This is a genomic window from Shewanella sp. (assembly GCF_047975355.1).
GTDB lineage: Bacteria > Pseudomonadota > Gammaproteobacteria > Enterobacterales > Shewanellaceae > Shewanella.
The window spans coordinates 1-16,326 of the sequence record NZ_JBKEDJ010000005.1 but is presented as its reverse complement, the minus strand read 5'-3'; the positions used below and the strand labels follow the sequence as shown (position 1 = coordinate 16,326).

Annotated in this window: 16 protein-coding genes; 13 read left to right on the top strand and 3 right to left on the bottom strand. The window is 43.5% G+C overall.

The genetic code is table 11. The features are described from left to right. Positions 1-9 precede the first annotated feature (9 nt). The 11 genes from ribF (at position 10) to ACK5NH_RS02480 (ending at position 12,206) form a co-directional block, all read left to right on the top strand. Entirely contained in the window at positions 10-945 is a 936-nt protein-coding gene (gene ribF, locus ACK5NH_RS02530; RefSeq protein ID WP_416917663.1) for a bifunctional riboflavin kinase/FAD synthetase, read from the top strand. A 32-nt stretch (positions 946-977) separates the two neighbouring features. Further along, positions 978-3,800 carry an isoleucine--tRNA ligase gene (ileS, locus tag ACK5NH_RS02525; protein WP_416917662.1) on the top strand — a complete coding sequence of 941 codons (2,823 nt, stop codon included), beginning with the start codon at positions 978-980 and terminating at the stop codon, positions 3,798-3,800. A 9-nt stretch (positions 3,801-3,809) separates the two neighbouring features. Continuing rightward, positions 3,810-4,322, top strand: a complete 513-nt coding sequence (lspA, locus tag ACK5NH_RS02520) for a signal peptidase II (RefSeq protein WP_416917661.1) — start codon at positions 3,810-3,812, stop codon at positions 4,320-4,322. Continuing rightward, a complete protein-coding gene (gene fkpB, locus ACK5NH_RS02515; protein WP_011626961.1) occupies positions 4,322-4,744 on the top strand; it encodes an FKBP-type peptidyl-prolyl cis-trans isomerase in 423 nt (140 codons plus the stop codon). The genes lspA and fkpB overlap by 1 nt, the downstream gene beginning before the upstream one ends. A 1-nt stretch (position 4,745) precedes the next feature. Further along, a complete protein-coding gene (gene ispH, locus ACK5NH_RS02510; RefSeq protein ID WP_416917660.1) occupies positions 4,746-5,702 on the top strand; it encodes a 4-hydroxy-3-methylbut-2-enyl diphosphate reductase in 957 nt (318 codons plus the stop codon). Between the two features lie 211 nt (positions 5,703-5,913). Then, positions 5,914-6,474, top strand: coding sequence for a type IV pilus modification protein PilV (pilV, locus tag ACK5NH_RS02505; protein ID WP_416917659.1), 561 nt, complete (start codon positions 5,914-5,916; stop codon positions 6,472-6,474). An 18-nt stretch (positions 6,475-6,492) separates the two neighbouring features. Beyond that, positions 6,493-7,470: a PilW family protein gene (locus ACK5NH_RS02500; protein WP_416917686.1), complete on the top strand. Its 978-nt coding sequence runs from the start codon at positions 6,493-6,495 to the stop codon at positions 7,468-7,470. Positions 7,471-7,488: 18 nt separating this feature from the next. Then, entirely contained in the window at positions 7,489-7,923 is a 435-nt protein-coding gene (locus ACK5NH_RS02495; RefSeq protein ID WP_416917658.1) for a pilus assembly PilX family protein, read from the top strand. 4 nt (positions 7,924-7,927) lie between these two features. Then, entirely contained in the window at positions 7,928-11,503 is a 3,576-nt protein-coding gene (locus tag ACK5NH_RS02490; protein WP_416917657.1) for a pilus assembly protein, read from the top strand. Positions 11,504-11,511: 8 nt separating this feature from the next. Continuing rightward, the gene (locus ACK5NH_RS02485; protein WP_416917656.1) at positions 11,512-11,910 is read left to right on the top strand and encodes a type IV pilin protein; all 399 of its coding nucleotides are present in this window, start codon (positions 11,512-11,514) and stop codon (positions 11,908-11,910) included. After that, the gene (locus ACK5NH_RS02480; RefSeq protein ID WP_416917655.1) at positions 11,907-12,206 is read left to right on the top strand and encodes a TapY2 family type IVa secretion system protein; all 300 of its coding nucleotides are present in this window, start codon (positions 11,907-11,909) and stop codon (positions 12,204-12,206) included. Before ACK5NH_RS02485 ends, ACK5NH_RS02480 begins: the two co-directional genes overlap by 4 nt. Before the next feature lie 27 nt (positions 12,207-12,233). On the opposite strand, the gene ACK5NH_RS02475 is transcribed toward ACK5NH_RS02480, so the two are convergent. Both ACK5NH_RS02475 and ACK5NH_RS02470 read right to left on the bottom strand, forming a co-directional pair. Then, positions 12,234-12,716, bottom strand: coding sequence for a GspH/FimT family pseudopilin (locus tag ACK5NH_RS02475; protein ID WP_416917654.1), 483 nt, complete (start codon positions 12,714-12,716; stop codon positions 12,234-12,236). Between the two features lie 154 nt (positions 12,717-12,870). After that, the gene (locus tag ACK5NH_RS02470; protein ID WP_416917653.1) at positions 12,871-13,383 is read right to left on the bottom strand and encodes a GspH/FimT family pseudopilin; all 513 of its coding nucleotides are present in this window, start codon (positions 13,381-13,383) and stop codon (positions 12,871-12,873) included. Positions 13,384-13,630: 247 nt separating this feature from the next. Here ACK5NH_RS02470 and glnB point away from each other — a divergent pair, with 247 nt between their 5' ends. Then, complete coding sequence (gene glnB, locus ACK5NH_RS02465) at positions 13,631-13,969, top strand: nitrogen regulatory protein P-II (protein WP_011073353.1); 339 nt, start codon at positions 13,631-13,633, stop codon at positions 13,967-13,969. Positions 13,970-14,161: 192 nt separating this feature from the next. After that, complete coding sequence (locus ACK5NH_RS02460; protein ID WP_416917652.1) at positions 14,162-15,451, top strand: NAD(P)/FAD-dependent oxidoreductase; 1,290 nt, start codon at positions 14,162-14,164, stop codon at positions 15,449-15,451. Between the two features lie 62 nt (positions 15,452-15,513). Here the strand turns inward: ACK5NH_RS02460 and ACK5NH_RS02455 are convergent. Next, the coding region (locus tag ACK5NH_RS02455; protein ID WP_416917651.1) for a substrate-binding domain-containing protein at positions 15,514-16,326 on the bottom strand (813 nt) is incomplete at its 5' end.

The window sequence follows — 16,326 nt, the reverse complement described above, 5'->3', positions numbered from 1 at the left end:
TCTAAAGTTATGGAATTAATTCGCGGTATACATAACATTTTGTCATCTCACCATGGCTGTGTGCTGACGATTGGTAATTTTGATGGCGTGCATCGCGGCCATGCACAGGTGATTGCGAATCTGGTGCAAAAGGCTAAGCAGCTCTCATTACCGTCGACAGCAATGACATTTGAACCCCAGCCTCAGGAATTATTCCGTGGTGAAAATGCGCCAGCGCGTTTGAGCTTATTGCGCGACAAAATCATCCTACTGGATGAATTAGGCGTTGAGCGGTTAGTGTGTGTTAACTTCAATCGTGCCTTTGCCGAACAACCAGCGGAGCATTTCATTGAAGAATTGCTGGTACGTAAACTCGGGGTTAAATACCTCGTCGTGGGCGATGACTTTTGCTTCGGTCAAGGCCGAAAAGGCAATTTTGAAATGCTGATGCAGGCGGGAGCCCGTTACGGTTTTACCGTGGTCAGCACCCAAAGCTTTATGGTGGGCTCGCAACGCGTGAGTTCGACTGCGGTAAGAGAGCAATTGGCGAAAGGAAATCTTGAGCAGGCAAGACGCCTACTCGGTCATCCTTTTACCTTAAGCGGCCGCGTGGCCCATGGCCAAAAAATTGGTAGAACCATAGGTTTTCCTACTGCGAATATCGCCCTTAAACGCAATGTAGTGCCGGTACGCGGGGTGTTTGCGGTAAAACTCTATTGGGAAGATAGCGATATTTATGAAGGGGTTGCCAACATAGGCTTCCGTCCGACCGTAAATGGTCAGGTTTGTCAGCTTGAGGTGCACCTTTTTGATTTTGAAGGTGACATTTATGGCAAGCATGTTGAGGTTGAGTTAGTGGCAAAACTTCGCGATGAACAACCCTTTGATTCATTGGATGCACTAAAACAACAGATTTTGAATGATGCAAATGAGGCCAGAGCTTTATTTGGTAACGATGCAGGCTGATATTTATCAGTTTAATTAACGGTATAGGATCAATGAGCGACTATAAATTTACTTTGAATTTGCCGGAAACTGAGTTTCCGATGCGTGGTAATTTGGCAAATCGCGAGCCAGAGATGTTAGAGCGCTGGACGAAAGACGGTCTGTATCAGCAGATCCGTGATAGCCGAATTGGCCGCACACCTTTTATTTTGCATGACGGCCCACCGTATGCGAACGGCAGCATTCATATTGGTCACTCAGTAAACAAAATTCTTAAGGACATTATTGTTAAGTCAAAAACCATGTCAGGTTTTGACGCGCCTTATGTGCCTGGTTGGGATTGCCACGGTCTGCCAATTGAACTGAAAGTAGAGCAAAAAGTCGGTAAGCCTGGTCAAAAAATTTCTGCGGCCGAATTCCGTGAAGAATGCCGTAAATATGCTGCTGAGCAAGTCGATGGCCAACGTGCCGACTTTATTCGTTTAGGCGTGCTGGGCGATTGGCAAAAGCCTTATTTAACGATGGATTTTGCCACCGAAGCCAATATCGTACGCTCTTTATCTAAAGTGATTGAAAACGGTCACTTACATAAAGGTGTAAAACCCGTTCATTGGTGTACCGACTGTGGTTCTGCCCTTGCTGAAGCCGAAGTAGAATACGAGGATAAAACCTCTCCCGCTATCGATGTGGCCTTTACTGCGACTGATAGCAAAGCTTTAGCCGCTCAGTTTGGTGTAAGCGATTACTCACATCCTGTCGCTATGGTGATTTGGACTACTACACCTTGGACACTGCCAGCTAACCGCGCGTTATCTATCAGCCCAGAGCTGGATTACAGCTTGGTCGAATTTGCGAAAGAGGGCGCGACTCACGCAGTTATTCTGGCCGACGTGTTAGTTGAAGCTTGCATGACGCGTTACGGCGCCGAGAGCCACAGCGTGTTAGGTAAAGTTAAAGGCGTTGCACTTGAGCTGGTTCGCTTTAAGCATCCATTCTTAGCCTTTGACGTCCCAGCGATTTTAGGCGACCACGTGACGACTGACGCGGGTACGGGTGTGGTTCACACGGCACCTGGCCATGGTCAAGACGACTTCGTGGTAGGTCAAAAATACGGTTTAGAAGTGGCGAACCCAGTTGGTGATAACGGTGTTTACAAACCGGATACTGAGTTCTTTGCCGGTCAACACGTATTTAAAGCAAACGACAATGTGGTTGCACTGCTGAAAGAAAAAGGCGCGCTATTACACCATGTTGCGTACCGTCACAGCTATCCACACTGCTGGCGCCATAAAACGCCCATTATCTTCCGTGCTACGCCGCAATGGTTTATCTCAATGGATAACCACAACCTGCGCAAGCAAGCATTAGGTGAAATTGAGCAGACTCAATGGATCCCTGATTGGGGCCAAAGCCGCATCGAAAAGATGGTTGAGAATCGCCCTGATTGGTGTATCTCCCGTCAACGTACTTGGGGTGTACCAATTACGCTATTCGTACACCGCGAAACTGAAGAGCTGCACCCTGACAGCGTGTCGTTAATGGCGCGTGTAGCCAACCGCATTGAGCAGGAAGGCATTCAAGCTTGGTGGGATCTCGATGCTGCTGAATTACTGGGCGAAGAAGCCGAACAATACCGCAAAGTGACCGATACCTTAGACGTATGGTACGACTCAGGTTCAACCTTTGCTTCTGTGGTTGGTGCGCGCTCAGAGTTTCATGGTCATGGCGTCGATTTATACCTCGAAGGTAGCGACCAACACCGTGGTTGGTTTATGTCATCATTGATGATTTCTACCGCAATGACTGGTAAAGCACCTTACAAGCAAGTACTAACCCACGGCTTTACCGTTGATGGTAAAGGTCGCAAGATGTCGAAATCTATCGGTAACGTCATTGCGCCGCAGCAAGTCACCAACAAGTTAGGTGCAGACATTCTGCGTCTTTGGGTTGCAGCAACCGACTACAGCGGTGAAATGACGGTATCGGATGAAATCTTAAACCGTAGCGCCGATGCTTATCGCCGTATTCGTAACACCGCTCGTTTCTTACTAGCTAACCTTAATGGCTTCGATCCTGCTAAGGACTTAGTGGCAGTAGAAAATATGGTGGCGTTAGATCGTTGGGCGGTGCGCCGCGCGGCAGCTCTGCAGCAAGAAATTATCGAAGCTTACGAGCAATATAACTTCCATATTGTGACGCAAAAGCTGATGCAGTTCTGCTCGGTTGAGCTAGGTAGTTTCTACTTAGACATCATCAAAGACCGTCAATATACCGCTAAGCAAGAGGGCCATGCCCGTCGTAGCTGCCAATCGGCACTGTTCCACATTGCCGAAGCCATGGTGCGTTGGATTGCGCCAATCCTGAGCTTTACTGCCGACGAAGTGTGGCAATTACTGCCAGGCCAGCGTGATGCTTACGTGTTTACCCAAGAATGGTATCAAGGCCTGCAATCTATCACTTTAGATACAGATCTCAGCGATGCGTACTGGGAAAATCTGCTGACTGTGCGTAACGAAGTCAACAAGGTCATCGAGCAAGCGCGCCGTGATAAACGTATTGGTGGCTCCTTAGAAGCTGAAGTCACACTGTTTGCTGATGTGGCTTTAACTGAACAGTTAACGCACATTGGTGATGAGCTGCGTTTCGTCCTGTTGACCTCAGAAGCCAAAGTATTGCCATTGGCGGATGCGACAAGCTATGCCGTTGAAACCGAACTGATGTCGTTGAAGTTAGTGGTCAGTGCGACTACCGCTGAAAAATGCGAACGTTGTTGGCACCACAGGGAAGAAGTGGGCACGATTGAGGCTCACCCAACGCTGTGCCATCGCTGTGTGACCAATATTGAAGGTGACGGCGAAGTTCGTCTGTTTGCGTAAAGGATCTGTATGCCATTAACTTGGAAAGACAGTGGCTTACGTTGGTATTGGGTAGTTGTATTGGTGTTTTTGGCCGATCAACTATCCAAACAATGGATCTTAGCCAATTTTGATTTGTTCGAATCGGTACAGTTGTTACCTTTTTTTAATTTCACCTATGTACGTAACTATGGCGCTGCATTTAGCTTTTTAAGTGAAGCGGGCGGTTGGCAACGTTGGTTATTTACCATAGTAGCTGTTGGTTTCAGTACCTTGCTGACAGTGTGGCTTCGTAAGCAATCGGCATCATTATGGAAGTTAAACTTAGCTTACACCTTAGTGATTGGTGGTGCTTTAGGTAACTTAATCGATCGATTGATGCACGGCTTTGTGGTGGACTTTATCGATTTCTATTGGGGTAAGAGCCATTACCCCGCCTTTAATATTGCAGACTCAGCAATTTTTATCGGCGCAGTACTGATCATTTGGGATTCGTTTTTTAACAGCAAATCCGAACAAGATAAAACCGAAGAGGTGAAGTAGTGACTGTGACACGTTCGTTATTGTGCCATATGAATATTGTGCTTGAAGATGGTTCGACCGCCGACAGCACTAAAGCCTCGGGTAAACCAGCCCGTTTAAACATCGGTGATGGTACCTTAAGTCCAGCATTTGAAGCGCAGCTTGTTTCCTTAAATGAAGGCGATAAGCACAGCTTTACGCTTGAAGCGGTGGACGCCTTTGGTGAGTCTAATCCCGATGCGATTCATTATATGGATAGAACCCGCTTTCCTGCCGATATGGAGTTAGAGGTTGGCGTTATCGTGAGTTTCGCAGGCCCTGGCGGCAGTGAGATCCCTGGAATTGTGCGTGAGGTTGCGGGCGATTCGATTACGGTCGATCTCAATCACCCTCTAGCGGGACGCAAAGTGACATTTGAACTCGACGTGGTGAAGGTACTGTAAGATGAAATTAGATCCTACCAGCCCAAGTTTAAATATTATGCTGGCCAATCCTCGCGGCTTTTGTGCTGGTGTGGATCGCGCCATTAGTATTGTCGAGCGCGCACTTGAGTTATTTTCGCCGCCGATTTATGTTCGCCATGAAGTCGTGCATAACCGCTATGTAGTGCAAAACCTGAAGGACCGCGGTGCCGTTTTTGTCGAAGAGTTAGACCAAGTACCTGATAACAATATTGTTATCTTCAGTGCTCATGGAGTTTCTCAGGCGGTACGTGCCGAGGCAAAGGCGCGTGGTTTGCGGGTATTTGATGCAACTTGTCCGTTAGTCACCAAAGTGCATTTGCAGGTCACTCGAGCGAGCCGCAAGGGTATTGAGTGTATTTTGATTGGCCATGAGGGACATCCAGAGGTGGAAGGCACCATGGGGCAATACGATAACCCTAATGGTGGTGTTTATCTGATTGAATCTCCAGCGGATGTCGAAACTTTAGAAGTTCGCGATCCTAATAATCTCTGCTTCGTGACTCAAACGACGCTCTCGGTAGATGATACCCTCGATATCATCAGTGCCTTATTGAAACGTTTTCCGTCCATCGAAGGCCCACGTAAAGATGATATTTGTTACGCGACGCAAAACCGTCAGGATGCGGTACGTAACTTATCGGCCGATGTGGATCTGTTAATTGTGGTCGGTTCGAAAAACAGTTCTAATTCTAACCGCTTGCGTGAATTGGCATTAAAAACCGGAACTCAATCTTATCTGGTTGATACCGCAGATGATATCGATTCATCTTGGTTTGAAAATGTGACGAAAGTTGCGGTGACCGCTGGCGCATCGGCTCCGGAGGTGCTGGTTCAACAAGTGGTTCAAGCCATTGCGAAATTGGCACCGAGTGTTGTCACAGAAGTTGAAGGGCGTAAAGAAGACACCGTTTTTGCGGTACCCGCGGAATTACGCTAGTTCATTTAGAACTGTGTGATGAATAAAAAAGAGGCCAATGGCCTCTTTTTTATTAAACCCAGCAAATACAAACAAGGCATAATGGAATTAACGCTTATATGCTATTGTTACTGGCTACTTACATTTTACTCATCTATTATTAACTGCTAGCAGTGTTTTGTCGTAAGGTTAAGATTTAAAAGGGTAAATAGCTGAAAAGCTTGTCAAAAATATGACTAAATTCGAACGATTGACACATCAAAGATTGCAACGAGGCTTCTCTTTAATTGAAGTGCTTGTTGCATTAGTGATCTTAGTGATTGGCTTGATTGGTATCTTTAACTTACACATTGTAGCCAAACGTGGCAGTTTTGAATCTTTTCAACAAACACAAGCTTCCTATTACGCCAATGATATTATCAACCGCATGAAGCTAAATCGAACGCAGCTTGATAGCTATGCAGGAGAATACACTGGTGCCCCAAGTTCTGTCACAAAGGTGTGTGAAACCGCAACACTTTGCAATCCAGCAGAATTAAAGTTGTGGGATATTTTTGAATGGCAATCTTCGTTAACCGGAGAGTCTGAGACTGTTGGTACTCAAAACGTTGGGGGATTGGATTCTCCTACGGCTTGTATTGAAGTGAATAATCGTGATGTGCTGGTTGTGATTACTTGGCGAGGCATACGTGAGACTAACATTGATACTTCAGCCGTTGCGGATGCTGCTGACACTTGTGGTGCTGACACTGAAAATAGGCGCATTTTTTCACTTAAGACAGTGATTATTTAGATGAAAAAATCATTTCGTATGACGTTAAGTAAAACCATGGAACGGGGAATGTCACTCGTTGAGTTGATGGTCGCTATGGTTATCGGGCTTTTTTTGACTGCCGGTGTTTTTACCATGTTCAGCATGTCGTCATCAAACGTGACAACGACAAGCCAGTTTAATCAGTTGCAAGAGAATGGTCGTATAGCCTTGGCCATAATGGAAAGAGATATTAGTCAGTTAGGTTTTATGGGGGATTTAACGGGGACTGATTTTATCGTCGGGACAAATACCAACATCGAGGTCACTACCATAACCGCTGATTGTGTTGGCGATGGGCAGAATAACGCGACGCTGCCTAATAATCAGCCTGCCCATTTTAGGCGTTTGTGGGGATATGAGAATACCGCAACAAGTACTCATCTTAGTTGTTTGGGGAACAGTGATGTTAATGCGGATACAGATGTTTTGCAGCTAAAACGTTTTATTGGACCCAATGTCGCGGCAGGGAGTGCAGACTCAGTGTATGTCGCTGCAAACTCTTCTCAGGCAGTGTTTTTTGTTGGTGCGACTCCAACTACGACGCTTGAAAATCCGAGAACATGGGAATATCAGCACCATGTGTATTTTATTGCAAATGATGCAAATCAAATTCCTATCCTAAGGCGTAAAACCTTAACCAGCACTGGCATGAGCAACGATGAACAGTTAGTAGAAGGTATTGAGAATATTCGTTTCTTATATGGTTTTGATAATGATGGGGATAGCACTCCTGATAGCTTTATGCCTGCAGAGGATGTCACATCATTGATGTGGGATAACGAAGGTTTTCAACGTTTGGTAGCGATCAAAGCGTTTGTTCTAGTGAGATCGATTAACGAAGACAAAAGTTATACCAACGAGACTGAATACCTGTTAGGAGACAAAACCATCACTATTCCTGCTAATGACCATTACCGTCGTAAGGTTCTGTCGACAACAATAGTATTGGAAAATCCAGTGCTTATACGCAGTTAATTGATGAGGCGGAGAGTGATGAGAAAGCAGAAAGGGATAGTGTTGTTTTTTGCATTAATTGTCTTGGTCCTCATGACAGTTATTGGTGTTGCATTGGCGGTTAACTCAACACAATCGCTTCGAATGTCAGGGGCGGGCGCAGAAAGAATAGAAGCTAAAGCCATTGCCGATGGTGGTTTGGAACAGGTGATTTCAGATTATTCGGGTGAGCAATTGGCAAACCTTAACGCAGAAGCAGATACAACAGTATTTAATAGTCGTCAGACACTGAAGCCATTGCCTGAAACTGGTGTGCGTGATGTTGGATGTCAAAGAACCTCAAATGCGACAGGGGCAAATTTGGTTAGCTGTAGAAGGGTTGAGATTAGCAGTTCAGTAACCTTTGGTCGGGACAATCTTGGCTCATTAACCGTTGTTTCAGGTGTAGAGCAACAAGTGCTAACAGGAAACTAAAGTTATGTTGAAAAAAATCTTTTGTGCTCTTATGGCTGCCACAGTCATTATTGCTGGGCAAATACATGCAGATGATACAGAGCTTTATCTTGTTGACTCAACTTCAAGGACTGGCAAACGCCCACAGGTGTTATTTATCTTTGATAACTCAGGGAGTATGTCTACAGAAGATCAGAATGCTGTGAGTTCGTATTGTTCTCAAGCCGGATATGCTGCAGGAACTTGTACCTACCCAGCAGGATTTGAGACATACATGAATAGCTATTCTGGATATATCAATGATAAAGGAACTTATTGGAATGCTGGGGGAATTGATAATACGAGTAATATGCCAACCCCGGATGATCCAAATGACGGTCGTCGTTTTTATTTAGATAATAATAACTGTAACACGGCTGCTAAAGCCTTAACTGAAAAAGGCCGCTATACAGGATATTTGCGTGAGTTTAATAAAAATACTTGGGAATCTTTAGCAAATAATAACGGTTTCAATCAAAATGATATTGTGGATTGTTATGAAGATATTCTAAATAAAGATCCTAAGAATCCTGGAAAATTAAAAGGAAAAGCTTTTGATGATGGTTACCCCGTAAATACTAAGGATATGTATACATCCGGAAGTTCTGAGACTGATCGACAAAATAGTTTAAATAGTACAAAGTTTGGAACCGAAACTCCGGTAACACTTTATTCTGCACATTACTTGGTGTGGTATAAATGGGTAACAACAACTACTGAAGGGCAAAATAGCGGTGGAACAGGTACTCGTTTAGATGTTGCAAAGGATGCTCTGAAATCAGCGTTGGAGACACTAGCTATTCCTATTGATGCTGCTCTTGCCGTTTATAACTTGAACTATCCAACCGAGAATTATGCTGACGGTGGACGTATTATTTATGATATGGCCGAAATGACGGAAGCAAATAAGTCATCTTTGATTTCGTTAATTAATGGTATGCCAGCTCAAACTAATACTCCACTATGTGAAACATTATATGAGGCTTATCAATTTTTTAGTGGCGGTCCAGTCACCTTTGGTAATGATGATAAAAACGCGACTGGAAATAACAAGGTTGATAACTATACGCCAAATAGTCCTTCAAGCATCTTGATGAGTGGGAATTACGCAACGAAGTTTAAAACATGTCCGGACACGGCATATGTTATTTATATTACTGATGGTGCGCCGACACTTGACCATGCCGCAGATGAATCGATAAAGCAATTAACTGCAAGTGCTAAAGTCGCTGGAGACTATAGCGCAATGAGTTTCAAAAATGATCGTAATCAAGACGATTTTAGTTATTTACCTGCTTTAGCTGCATATATGTACAACAATGATATCGTTGTTGGGCCGAAAGATTCAAATGGTGTTGATAACAAGCAAAACGTGAGATTGTTTACCATAGGTTTTTCTGACGGCGCAGATAAAGCTGCAGCACTATTGGAAGAAGCGGCTTTCAGGGGCGGAAGTACCAGAGAGAATGGCGTCTCCAAAGGTTATTATATCGCTAAAACGGGCCTAGATTTAGTCGAGGCGATGAACGACGCATTAAAGTCTATTCTGACCATAGATTCATCATTTACCTCTCCTAGTATTGCCAGTAACAACTTCGATAAAACTCAGACCTATAATTCAGCTTACTTTGCCATGTTTTTACCCGGTGGAGGACCTCGCTGGAGTGGTAATTTGAAAAAGCTGAAAGTCAATTCCTCTGGAGAAATTGTAGGTCCAGGTGGAACGACTGGAGCAATTGATACTAATGGCAATATTTCAAGTGACACTTGTACTTATTGGAATACCTGCCCCGCGGGTAACATCGATGGTAATAAGGTTAAATCGGGCGGGGTTTTACCGACCTTAAAGTCACAATTGAAAAATAGAAAAATATATATAAATGATGGAAGTGGTTTGAGTTTGCTTACAACAATAAGCGACTCGAGTTTTTATTCTCTTCTAGGAAGTCCTGCAACTAGCTCCGTTTCTGATACTGTCTCCAAGAATAGAGATTGGATTTATGGTGTCGATGTTGATGACGAAGATAATGATGATACTTATACCGACCCTCGAGACGATATTATGGGGGATCCTCTCCATTCGAAACCTCTCGCCATTAACTTCGGTAATAAGCCTACAACAGATGCTAATGGCAATGTGACATCTGAAAATCTTGATGTCCGAATCTTAGTTGGTACCAATCAGGGATTGGTACATATGTTTAAAGATTCTGACACTGGTAGTGGTGATTATGCTGTTGGTTCAGTCACTGAGTCTTGGGCATTTATGCCATCTGAATTAGTACATAACATCCCAACACTAAGGCGGGATGATTCAACTGGAGTTCATAGTGTTTATGGGATGGACTTATCACCGGTTGCTTATACTGAAACGGATGCGGATGGCAAAGTCAATAAGGCTTGGGTTTTCCTTGGGATGAGGCGCGGCGGTACATCTTACTATGCGTTAGATATCACAAATCCAGATTCACCACAGTATAAGTGGATGATCAATTCTAGTACGGAAAAGTTTGAAGACTTAGGGCAAAGTTGGTCAGAACCTGTCGTCACATTTATTCCATCAATCTCTGAACCTGTGTTGATTTTTGGCGGTGGGATGGACTCTACAGATGATGGTTCTGGGGCGGCAGTTTATATTGTAAAAGCATTTACTGGTGAATTCGTAACAAAGTTTACCGCCACGGGAATGAGCAGTATCCCAAATAAAGTTGCTGTTTTAGACAGTAATAATGACGGTATATCTGATCGGATATATGCAAGTGATATTGAGGGTAGTATATGGCGAATAGATTTACCTTCGACGAATAAAACCAATTGGTCTGTATTCCAATTTGCCAAAATTTCCACCGCGAGTTCACCTGACAACCGAATGTTTTTTGCTGAGCCTACAGTGGCCCAGACTCAGTTTAACAATATTCATTCTGAAAATGGCGTCTTATCTTATCAGAGTATCCCGTATGATGCCGTAACAGTGGGAACTGGGAATAGAACGCATCCATTAGACAAGGTTACTAATGATATGTTCTATGTATTTCAGGATAGAAATGTTGTCACTAAACAATTTACTGGCACCGATATACCTGCCCCTCTAACGATTTCTAATCTATATGATGTTACCTCTGCTGCACCTACTTCGCAGAGTGATAATGTTGCTTTTGGGCAGAAGAGAGGTTGGTATTATGATTTCCCCGCAACGGGAGAGAAAAGCCTATCTTCTTCACTTATATTTGATGGTAAAGTTTATTTCACCTCATTTGTTCCGCCTACTACCCAAGCCGTAGATTTAGACGCAGGGGTATGTGGTTTTTCAGGACAGGGACGACTCTATGTGTTTGATCTACATAAAGGGACTCGAACATCAAGTACGCTTTACTATGAGGTTGGTGAACGTATTCCTGATACCCCCCAAATAGTGATCCCTGAGCCACAACCGGGTGAAGAGCCGAAAGCGTATGTTATCGGTGTTGGTAAAGGCGAGTGTGAGAACGGTGAATGTAAGGGAACGATCGAATTGGGTAGCGGCTTAAAGACTAACAAAATTTATTATCATATTGATGAGTAAGAACATTAATGAAAAAGAATAGACTGCAAGGGTTCACTTTGGTTGAAGTCATGATCGCTGTTGTTATTGTGGGGATTTTGGCTTCGATAGCATATCCCTCATACATTGATTACGTGGTTAAGAGTGGACGGTCTGAAGGTGTTGCGGCGGTGATGAAGGTTGCGAATCTTCAAGAGCAGTATTATTTGGATAACCGAGCCTATGCTACTGATATGACCAAGCTGGGGTTAGCCGCTAGTCCTTTTGTTACAGAGCATGGGCGTTATAGCTTAGCGTCAAGTGGTACCAGTTCATTCACTATCACTGCGACTGCACAAGGTTCGCAGGCTAGTCGAGACTCAACATGTGCGACTATTACGATGACATCTGCTGGTGTAAAGGGGCCTTCTGCGGAGTGTTGGAAATGATAAAATATTGTATTGCTTTAGCATTAGCTTTGCCTGCATTTGTGTTTGCTGCGGAACCTACAGTTGTTATGCAGGATTACAAATGCCATGTCACAACGACAAATGGTGATAAAGTACTGTTTTATCGATGGAGGATTAAAGATGTCAATTTGAATATGGCTAGTCTTCCGAGTAAGCAAAAAGTAGGTGGAGATAAAAAGAAATTCTTTATTAAAGAGGTAGTAGAATGTGTTGAGCTTAGCCAAGAGTTCACTAATGAAAAAAGTAAAAAAATTGATGAGCTAACCTTGAGATAAGCTTATGTGTGCGGAATATATCTTCTGTTACGAGCAGCTTTTACCATCTGCTCCGTAGGAGATTAGCCCACTAGAGCTTATGTTTACACTCTTGGAGTTTGTCGCGGAGCCGCCTGGGCAGTAGATGATTTCTACAGCACTGTTCGTTGATAACATGCCTTCAGAGCTAAAGGTAAAACTCGCCGAATTGCTTTTTACACTGTCATTTGTATTGAATGCATCAATAACACGAATATCTTTATTATCAGGGCTGACAACTTTAATCCCATTTCCCCAATTCGTACCGCATGCAGTTCCGTTTGATGCGCAAACTTTAATTGTTGCGCCATAACTGACTGCTTGATTTCTGGCAAAAACCATAATGTCATGAATTTTGGCGATATTATTATTAACGCGTACTCCTTCATAGACGGATATTAAAGATGGTACACCGATGGTTAATAATATTGCGGCCACTGCAATCGCAACCATCAGTTCAATCAGTGTGAAACCAAGCAATTTATTTAGCATGTACTCAACCCTCACTTATACGAACTAAAGTATAAGCGAGAATAGGCGGGATTTCAGTATCTAAGTAGCATCCTTTGCGTTGTTTAGTCTCTAAAAGGTAGTCTCAATCCTTTTATGTTGTCAGTTGATAATGCCTTCAATCAATACGCGCCATTTATCCGCAGCGGATATTAGCATCAGTCGATAGTCTTGCCCTGCCAGCTTGATTTACCACAATCCCTCGCGAGTAAGGGCTCGTGGGACTTGATGGGCAATACTTCAATGTTCCATTAGTACCAGAGGCAAGACCATCTGGTTGAAAACGAATCAAGGTTCGATTGTAGATAACTGTATCTCTGGCATTAAAAGCGTTAGTGGTAAAAATAGTCATTTCATTGCTATCGAGTTGACTATTGCTGTTTACATCGATAAATACGGTTAAACCAAGCTGCCAGTTAGATATGCACTGATTGTTGCTTAAGGCGCAGACTGTCACTTTTCGATTGAAGGAAATGGCATGATTTCGGGCGAGCATCAGTGTTTGCTGGATGACTTTGATATTACTATCAGCTCTGAATCTCGTGTTGAAATCGCTTAACGAGGGAGCACCAATCGATAACAGAATGGTAGATATGGATACTGTAGTGATGAGTTCGATTAAGCTAAAGCCGTGCAGCTGAGTTTTCATAACAGTTCCTTTGTTATAAATCGGCTCGCATCCCACAAGCCGTTTGGAGCAACCTTACAAGTTTTAAGTATAGAAATGTTCCAATAATACTATCCTAAATTCGTTAGATTTTTACGTACTAAGAATTGTTTTATAGAAACTGTGTTTTATGAGGAAAGTGCTACCTGTGCTTCAATAATCACTTAACCCCGTGTAAGCTAATGGCATTCTAGTTGATTATCTGCAAGCAAGTATCGAGGGATGTTTGATGAAAAAAGTTGAAGCGATTATTAAGCCTTTTAAATTGGATGATGTACGCGAGTCACTTGCTGAGATAGGTATCACCGGGATGACAGTGCTAGAGGTTAAAGGTTTTGGCCGTCAAAAAGGGCACACTGAGCTTTACCGAGGCGCGGAGTATATGGTCGACTTTTTACCTAAAGTGAAAATTGAACTCGTGATTCAAGATGATTTAGTAGATCAAGCTATTGATGTTATTGTGGAAACGGCTCGCACAGGTAAGATCGGTGATGGTAAAATTTTCGTAACCGATGTAGAACGCGTTATCCGCATTCGAACCGGTGAAGAAAACGAAGAAGCAGTGTGATTTATCAGTTTCAAGAGGGGGCCATTAGGCCCCTTTTTTGTTACTTAAAATTTATGGTCGATGGGACTAAGTCTTTCTGTTCCTGAAATATCTTTAATGCAAAATAGCCTCTTTAGTTAGACTAAAGTAGTTATCTCTTATCTGTTCCATGGTATAACTTAGCCACTTAAGTGGGCTTTTGAGGTTATTATTTTGGCTACGAAACGAATCGTGATAGTGGGTGGTGGTGCGGCAGGTTTAGCGCTAGCCTCTAAATTAGGCCGCAAAATGGGCGGTAGTGATGTCGTCGATGTTTGCTTAATTGATAAAAGCCCAATCCATATCTGGAAGCCAAAATTACACGAAGTAGCTGTTGGGGTTATTGACCAATCTATAGAGGGATTACTTTATAGAGATCATGGTCTTAAGAATGGATATCGTTATATTCGTGGTGAAATTGAGCAATGTGATCCCGATGCAAAAACAATCCAACTGGCTGCGGTTTATAGTGACTCGGGTGAATTGCTGCTTGAGCCCCGTCAAATTGAATACGATTACTTAGTGCTAGCCTTAGGCGGGGTCTCTAATAGCTTTAATACCCTAGGTGCTGAGAAGCATTGTATTTTCCTTGATAGTTTAGATAACGCTAACTTATTCCATCAAAAGTTATTAGATGCATTACTGCAACTCAATGAAACACAAGAGAAAGTCAGTATAGGTATTGTTGGCGCTGGCGCCACAGGTGTCGAATTAGCCGCAGAGCTTCACCATGTCATTGAATCGGTGAAAGAGTATGGCTATCTCAATATTTCTAAGCATCATCTTGATGTACATCTTATTGAAGCATCACCAAAAATTCTCCCACAGTTACCCGAACGTGTGAGCGCAAGAGCTCAAGCGGTATTGGATAAAATTGGCATCCGTTTACATATCGGGGTGCAGGTTAAAGAAGTCACCCGCGATGGCTTTATTACACAGGATGGTGACGTAATCGAAGCGGGGCTTAAAGTGTGGGCGGCTGGTGTGAAAGGTCCAAAAGCGTTTCAAAACTTCTCTAAGTTACCCATTACGGCGCGCAATCAAGTGGAAGTTGATGCTTGTATGCGAGTTAAAGGCCATCAAGACATTTATGCGCTTGGGGATTGCGCTCTATTAATTTTGGAGTCCGGCCAACCAGTGCCACCGCGCGCTCAAGCGGCAGCACAAATGGCGGATACCCTGTATGAGAATATTGTGAACCGTTTGCAAGGGAAGGCTGAAAAACCTTTTGTGTATAAAGATTATGGTTCTCTGGTGTCTTTAAGTCGTTTTTCTGCGGTCGGTAATCTAATGGGGAATTTGCGTTCAGGGACTTTCTTCGTGGAAGGACATATCGCAAGGATCATGTATATCTCGTTATACCAAAGACACTTAGCGAGTCTTTATGGTTGGTTTTCAGCGATTATTTATCGGATTGCGCAAAAGCTATTGAAATGGCAAAGGCCGAAACTGAAGTTGCACTAACGGAAACAAAACAGAGAGCGAAGGCTCTCTGTTTTGTTTTTCGTCTAATATTCAGCTGGGGATTAGTGTTTTGGAGAGGCTGAAGAGTCTCGAATAACTGGCTCTGGGGTAAATGTTTTTGCAAACTTGGCATCTTGCTCGCGTCGTTTGGCGATCAATAGCTCTGTTGCGACTTGTGCGATTTCAGAGTTAGGTTGATGCACCGTTGTGAGTTTTGGCCACGTTTGGCGCGAGAAGGGGCTGTCTTCGAAGCCAACAATCGATAGGTCGCCAGGGATATCGAGCCCCGCTAAACGCGCCGCAAACAGTGCGCCTGCAGCAATTTCGTCGTTACAGGCAACAATTGCAGTCGGGCGGTTCTTCTGTTTGATCAGTGCGTTAGCACCTTCCACTCCTGACTCGAATGAGTACTTTCCTTCAATTATGTAATCTTCATTCAGGTTTAAATGATTTTTTGTTAATGCTTGTTTATAACCAAGTAACCGCTCTTTGGTGGACTCGTGATGTAGATCACCGCTTAAAAAGGCAATTTCTTTATGGCCTAAGTCGATTAAATGTTGAGTAATTTCGACTGCACCAAACTTGTCATTCACTAAAATAGTCAGTCCATCCTGCTCTTTGCCACCTTCGCCAGCAATGATTCGCACATAATTGGCGTCAATGTCACTTAGGGCCTTAAGGACTTTAGGATCTTCTGAAAGTGGCGGTGTTAACACTAAACCCGCTAGTCGAGAATGTTTCACGAGTTGAGTCAGTTCATCACAAATAGTGTCGGATTTTGCATTACAAGGATGAATAACCAGCTCATAACCTTTATCTTTACAGGCCGATAAAATCCCATTTTGCATATCAATAATGTAATAAGCGTTGGGATT

Coding starts and splice junctions, on each gene's coding strand:
- ribF (WP_416917663.1), top strand. CDS start 10: ATGGAATTAATTCGCGGTATACATAACATTTTGTCATCTCACCATGGC.
- ileS (WP_416917662.1), top strand. CDS start 978: ATGAGCGACTATAAATTTACTTTGAATTTGCCGGAAACTGAGTTTCCG.
- lspA (WP_416917661.1), top strand. CDS start 3,810: ATGCCATTAACTTGGAAAGACAGTGGCTTACGTTGGTATTGGGTAGTT.
- ispH (WP_416917660.1), top strand. CDS start 4,746: ATGAAATTAGATCCTACCAGCCCAAGTTTAAATATTATGCTGGCCAAT.
- pilV (WP_416917659.1), top strand. CDS start 5,914: ATGACTAAATTCGAACGATTGACACATCAAAGATTGCAACGAGGCTTC.
- ACK5NH_RS02500 (WP_416917686.1), top strand. CDS start 6,493: ATGACGTTAAGTAAAACCATGGAACGGGGAATGTCACTCGTTGAGTTG.
- ACK5NH_RS02495 (WP_416917658.1), top strand. CDS start 7,489: ATGAGAAAGCAGAAAGGGATAGTGTTGTTTTTTGCATTAATTGTCTTG.
- ACK5NH_RS02490 (WP_416917657.1), top strand. CDS start 7,928: ATGTTGAAAAAAATCTTTTGTGCTCTTATGGCTGCCACAGTCATTATT.
- ACK5NH_RS02485 (WP_416917656.1), top strand. CDS start 11,512: ATGAAAAAGAATAGACTGCAAGGGTTCACTTTGGTTGAAGTCATGATC.
- ACK5NH_RS02480 (WP_416917655.1), top strand. CDS start 11,907: ATGATAAAATATTGTATTGCTTTAGCATTAGCTTTGCCTGCATTTGTG.
- ACK5NH_RS02475 (WP_416917654.1), bottom strand. CDS start 12,716: ATGCTAAATAAATTGCTTGGTTTCACACTGATTGAACTGATGGTTGCG.
- ACK5NH_RS02470 (WP_416917653.1), bottom strand. CDS start 13,383: ATGAAAACTCAGCTGCACGGCTTTAGCTTAATCGAACTCATCACTACA.
- glnB (WP_011073353.1), top strand. CDS start 13,631: ATGAAAAAAGTTGAAGCGATTATTAAGCCTTTTAAATTGGATGATGTA.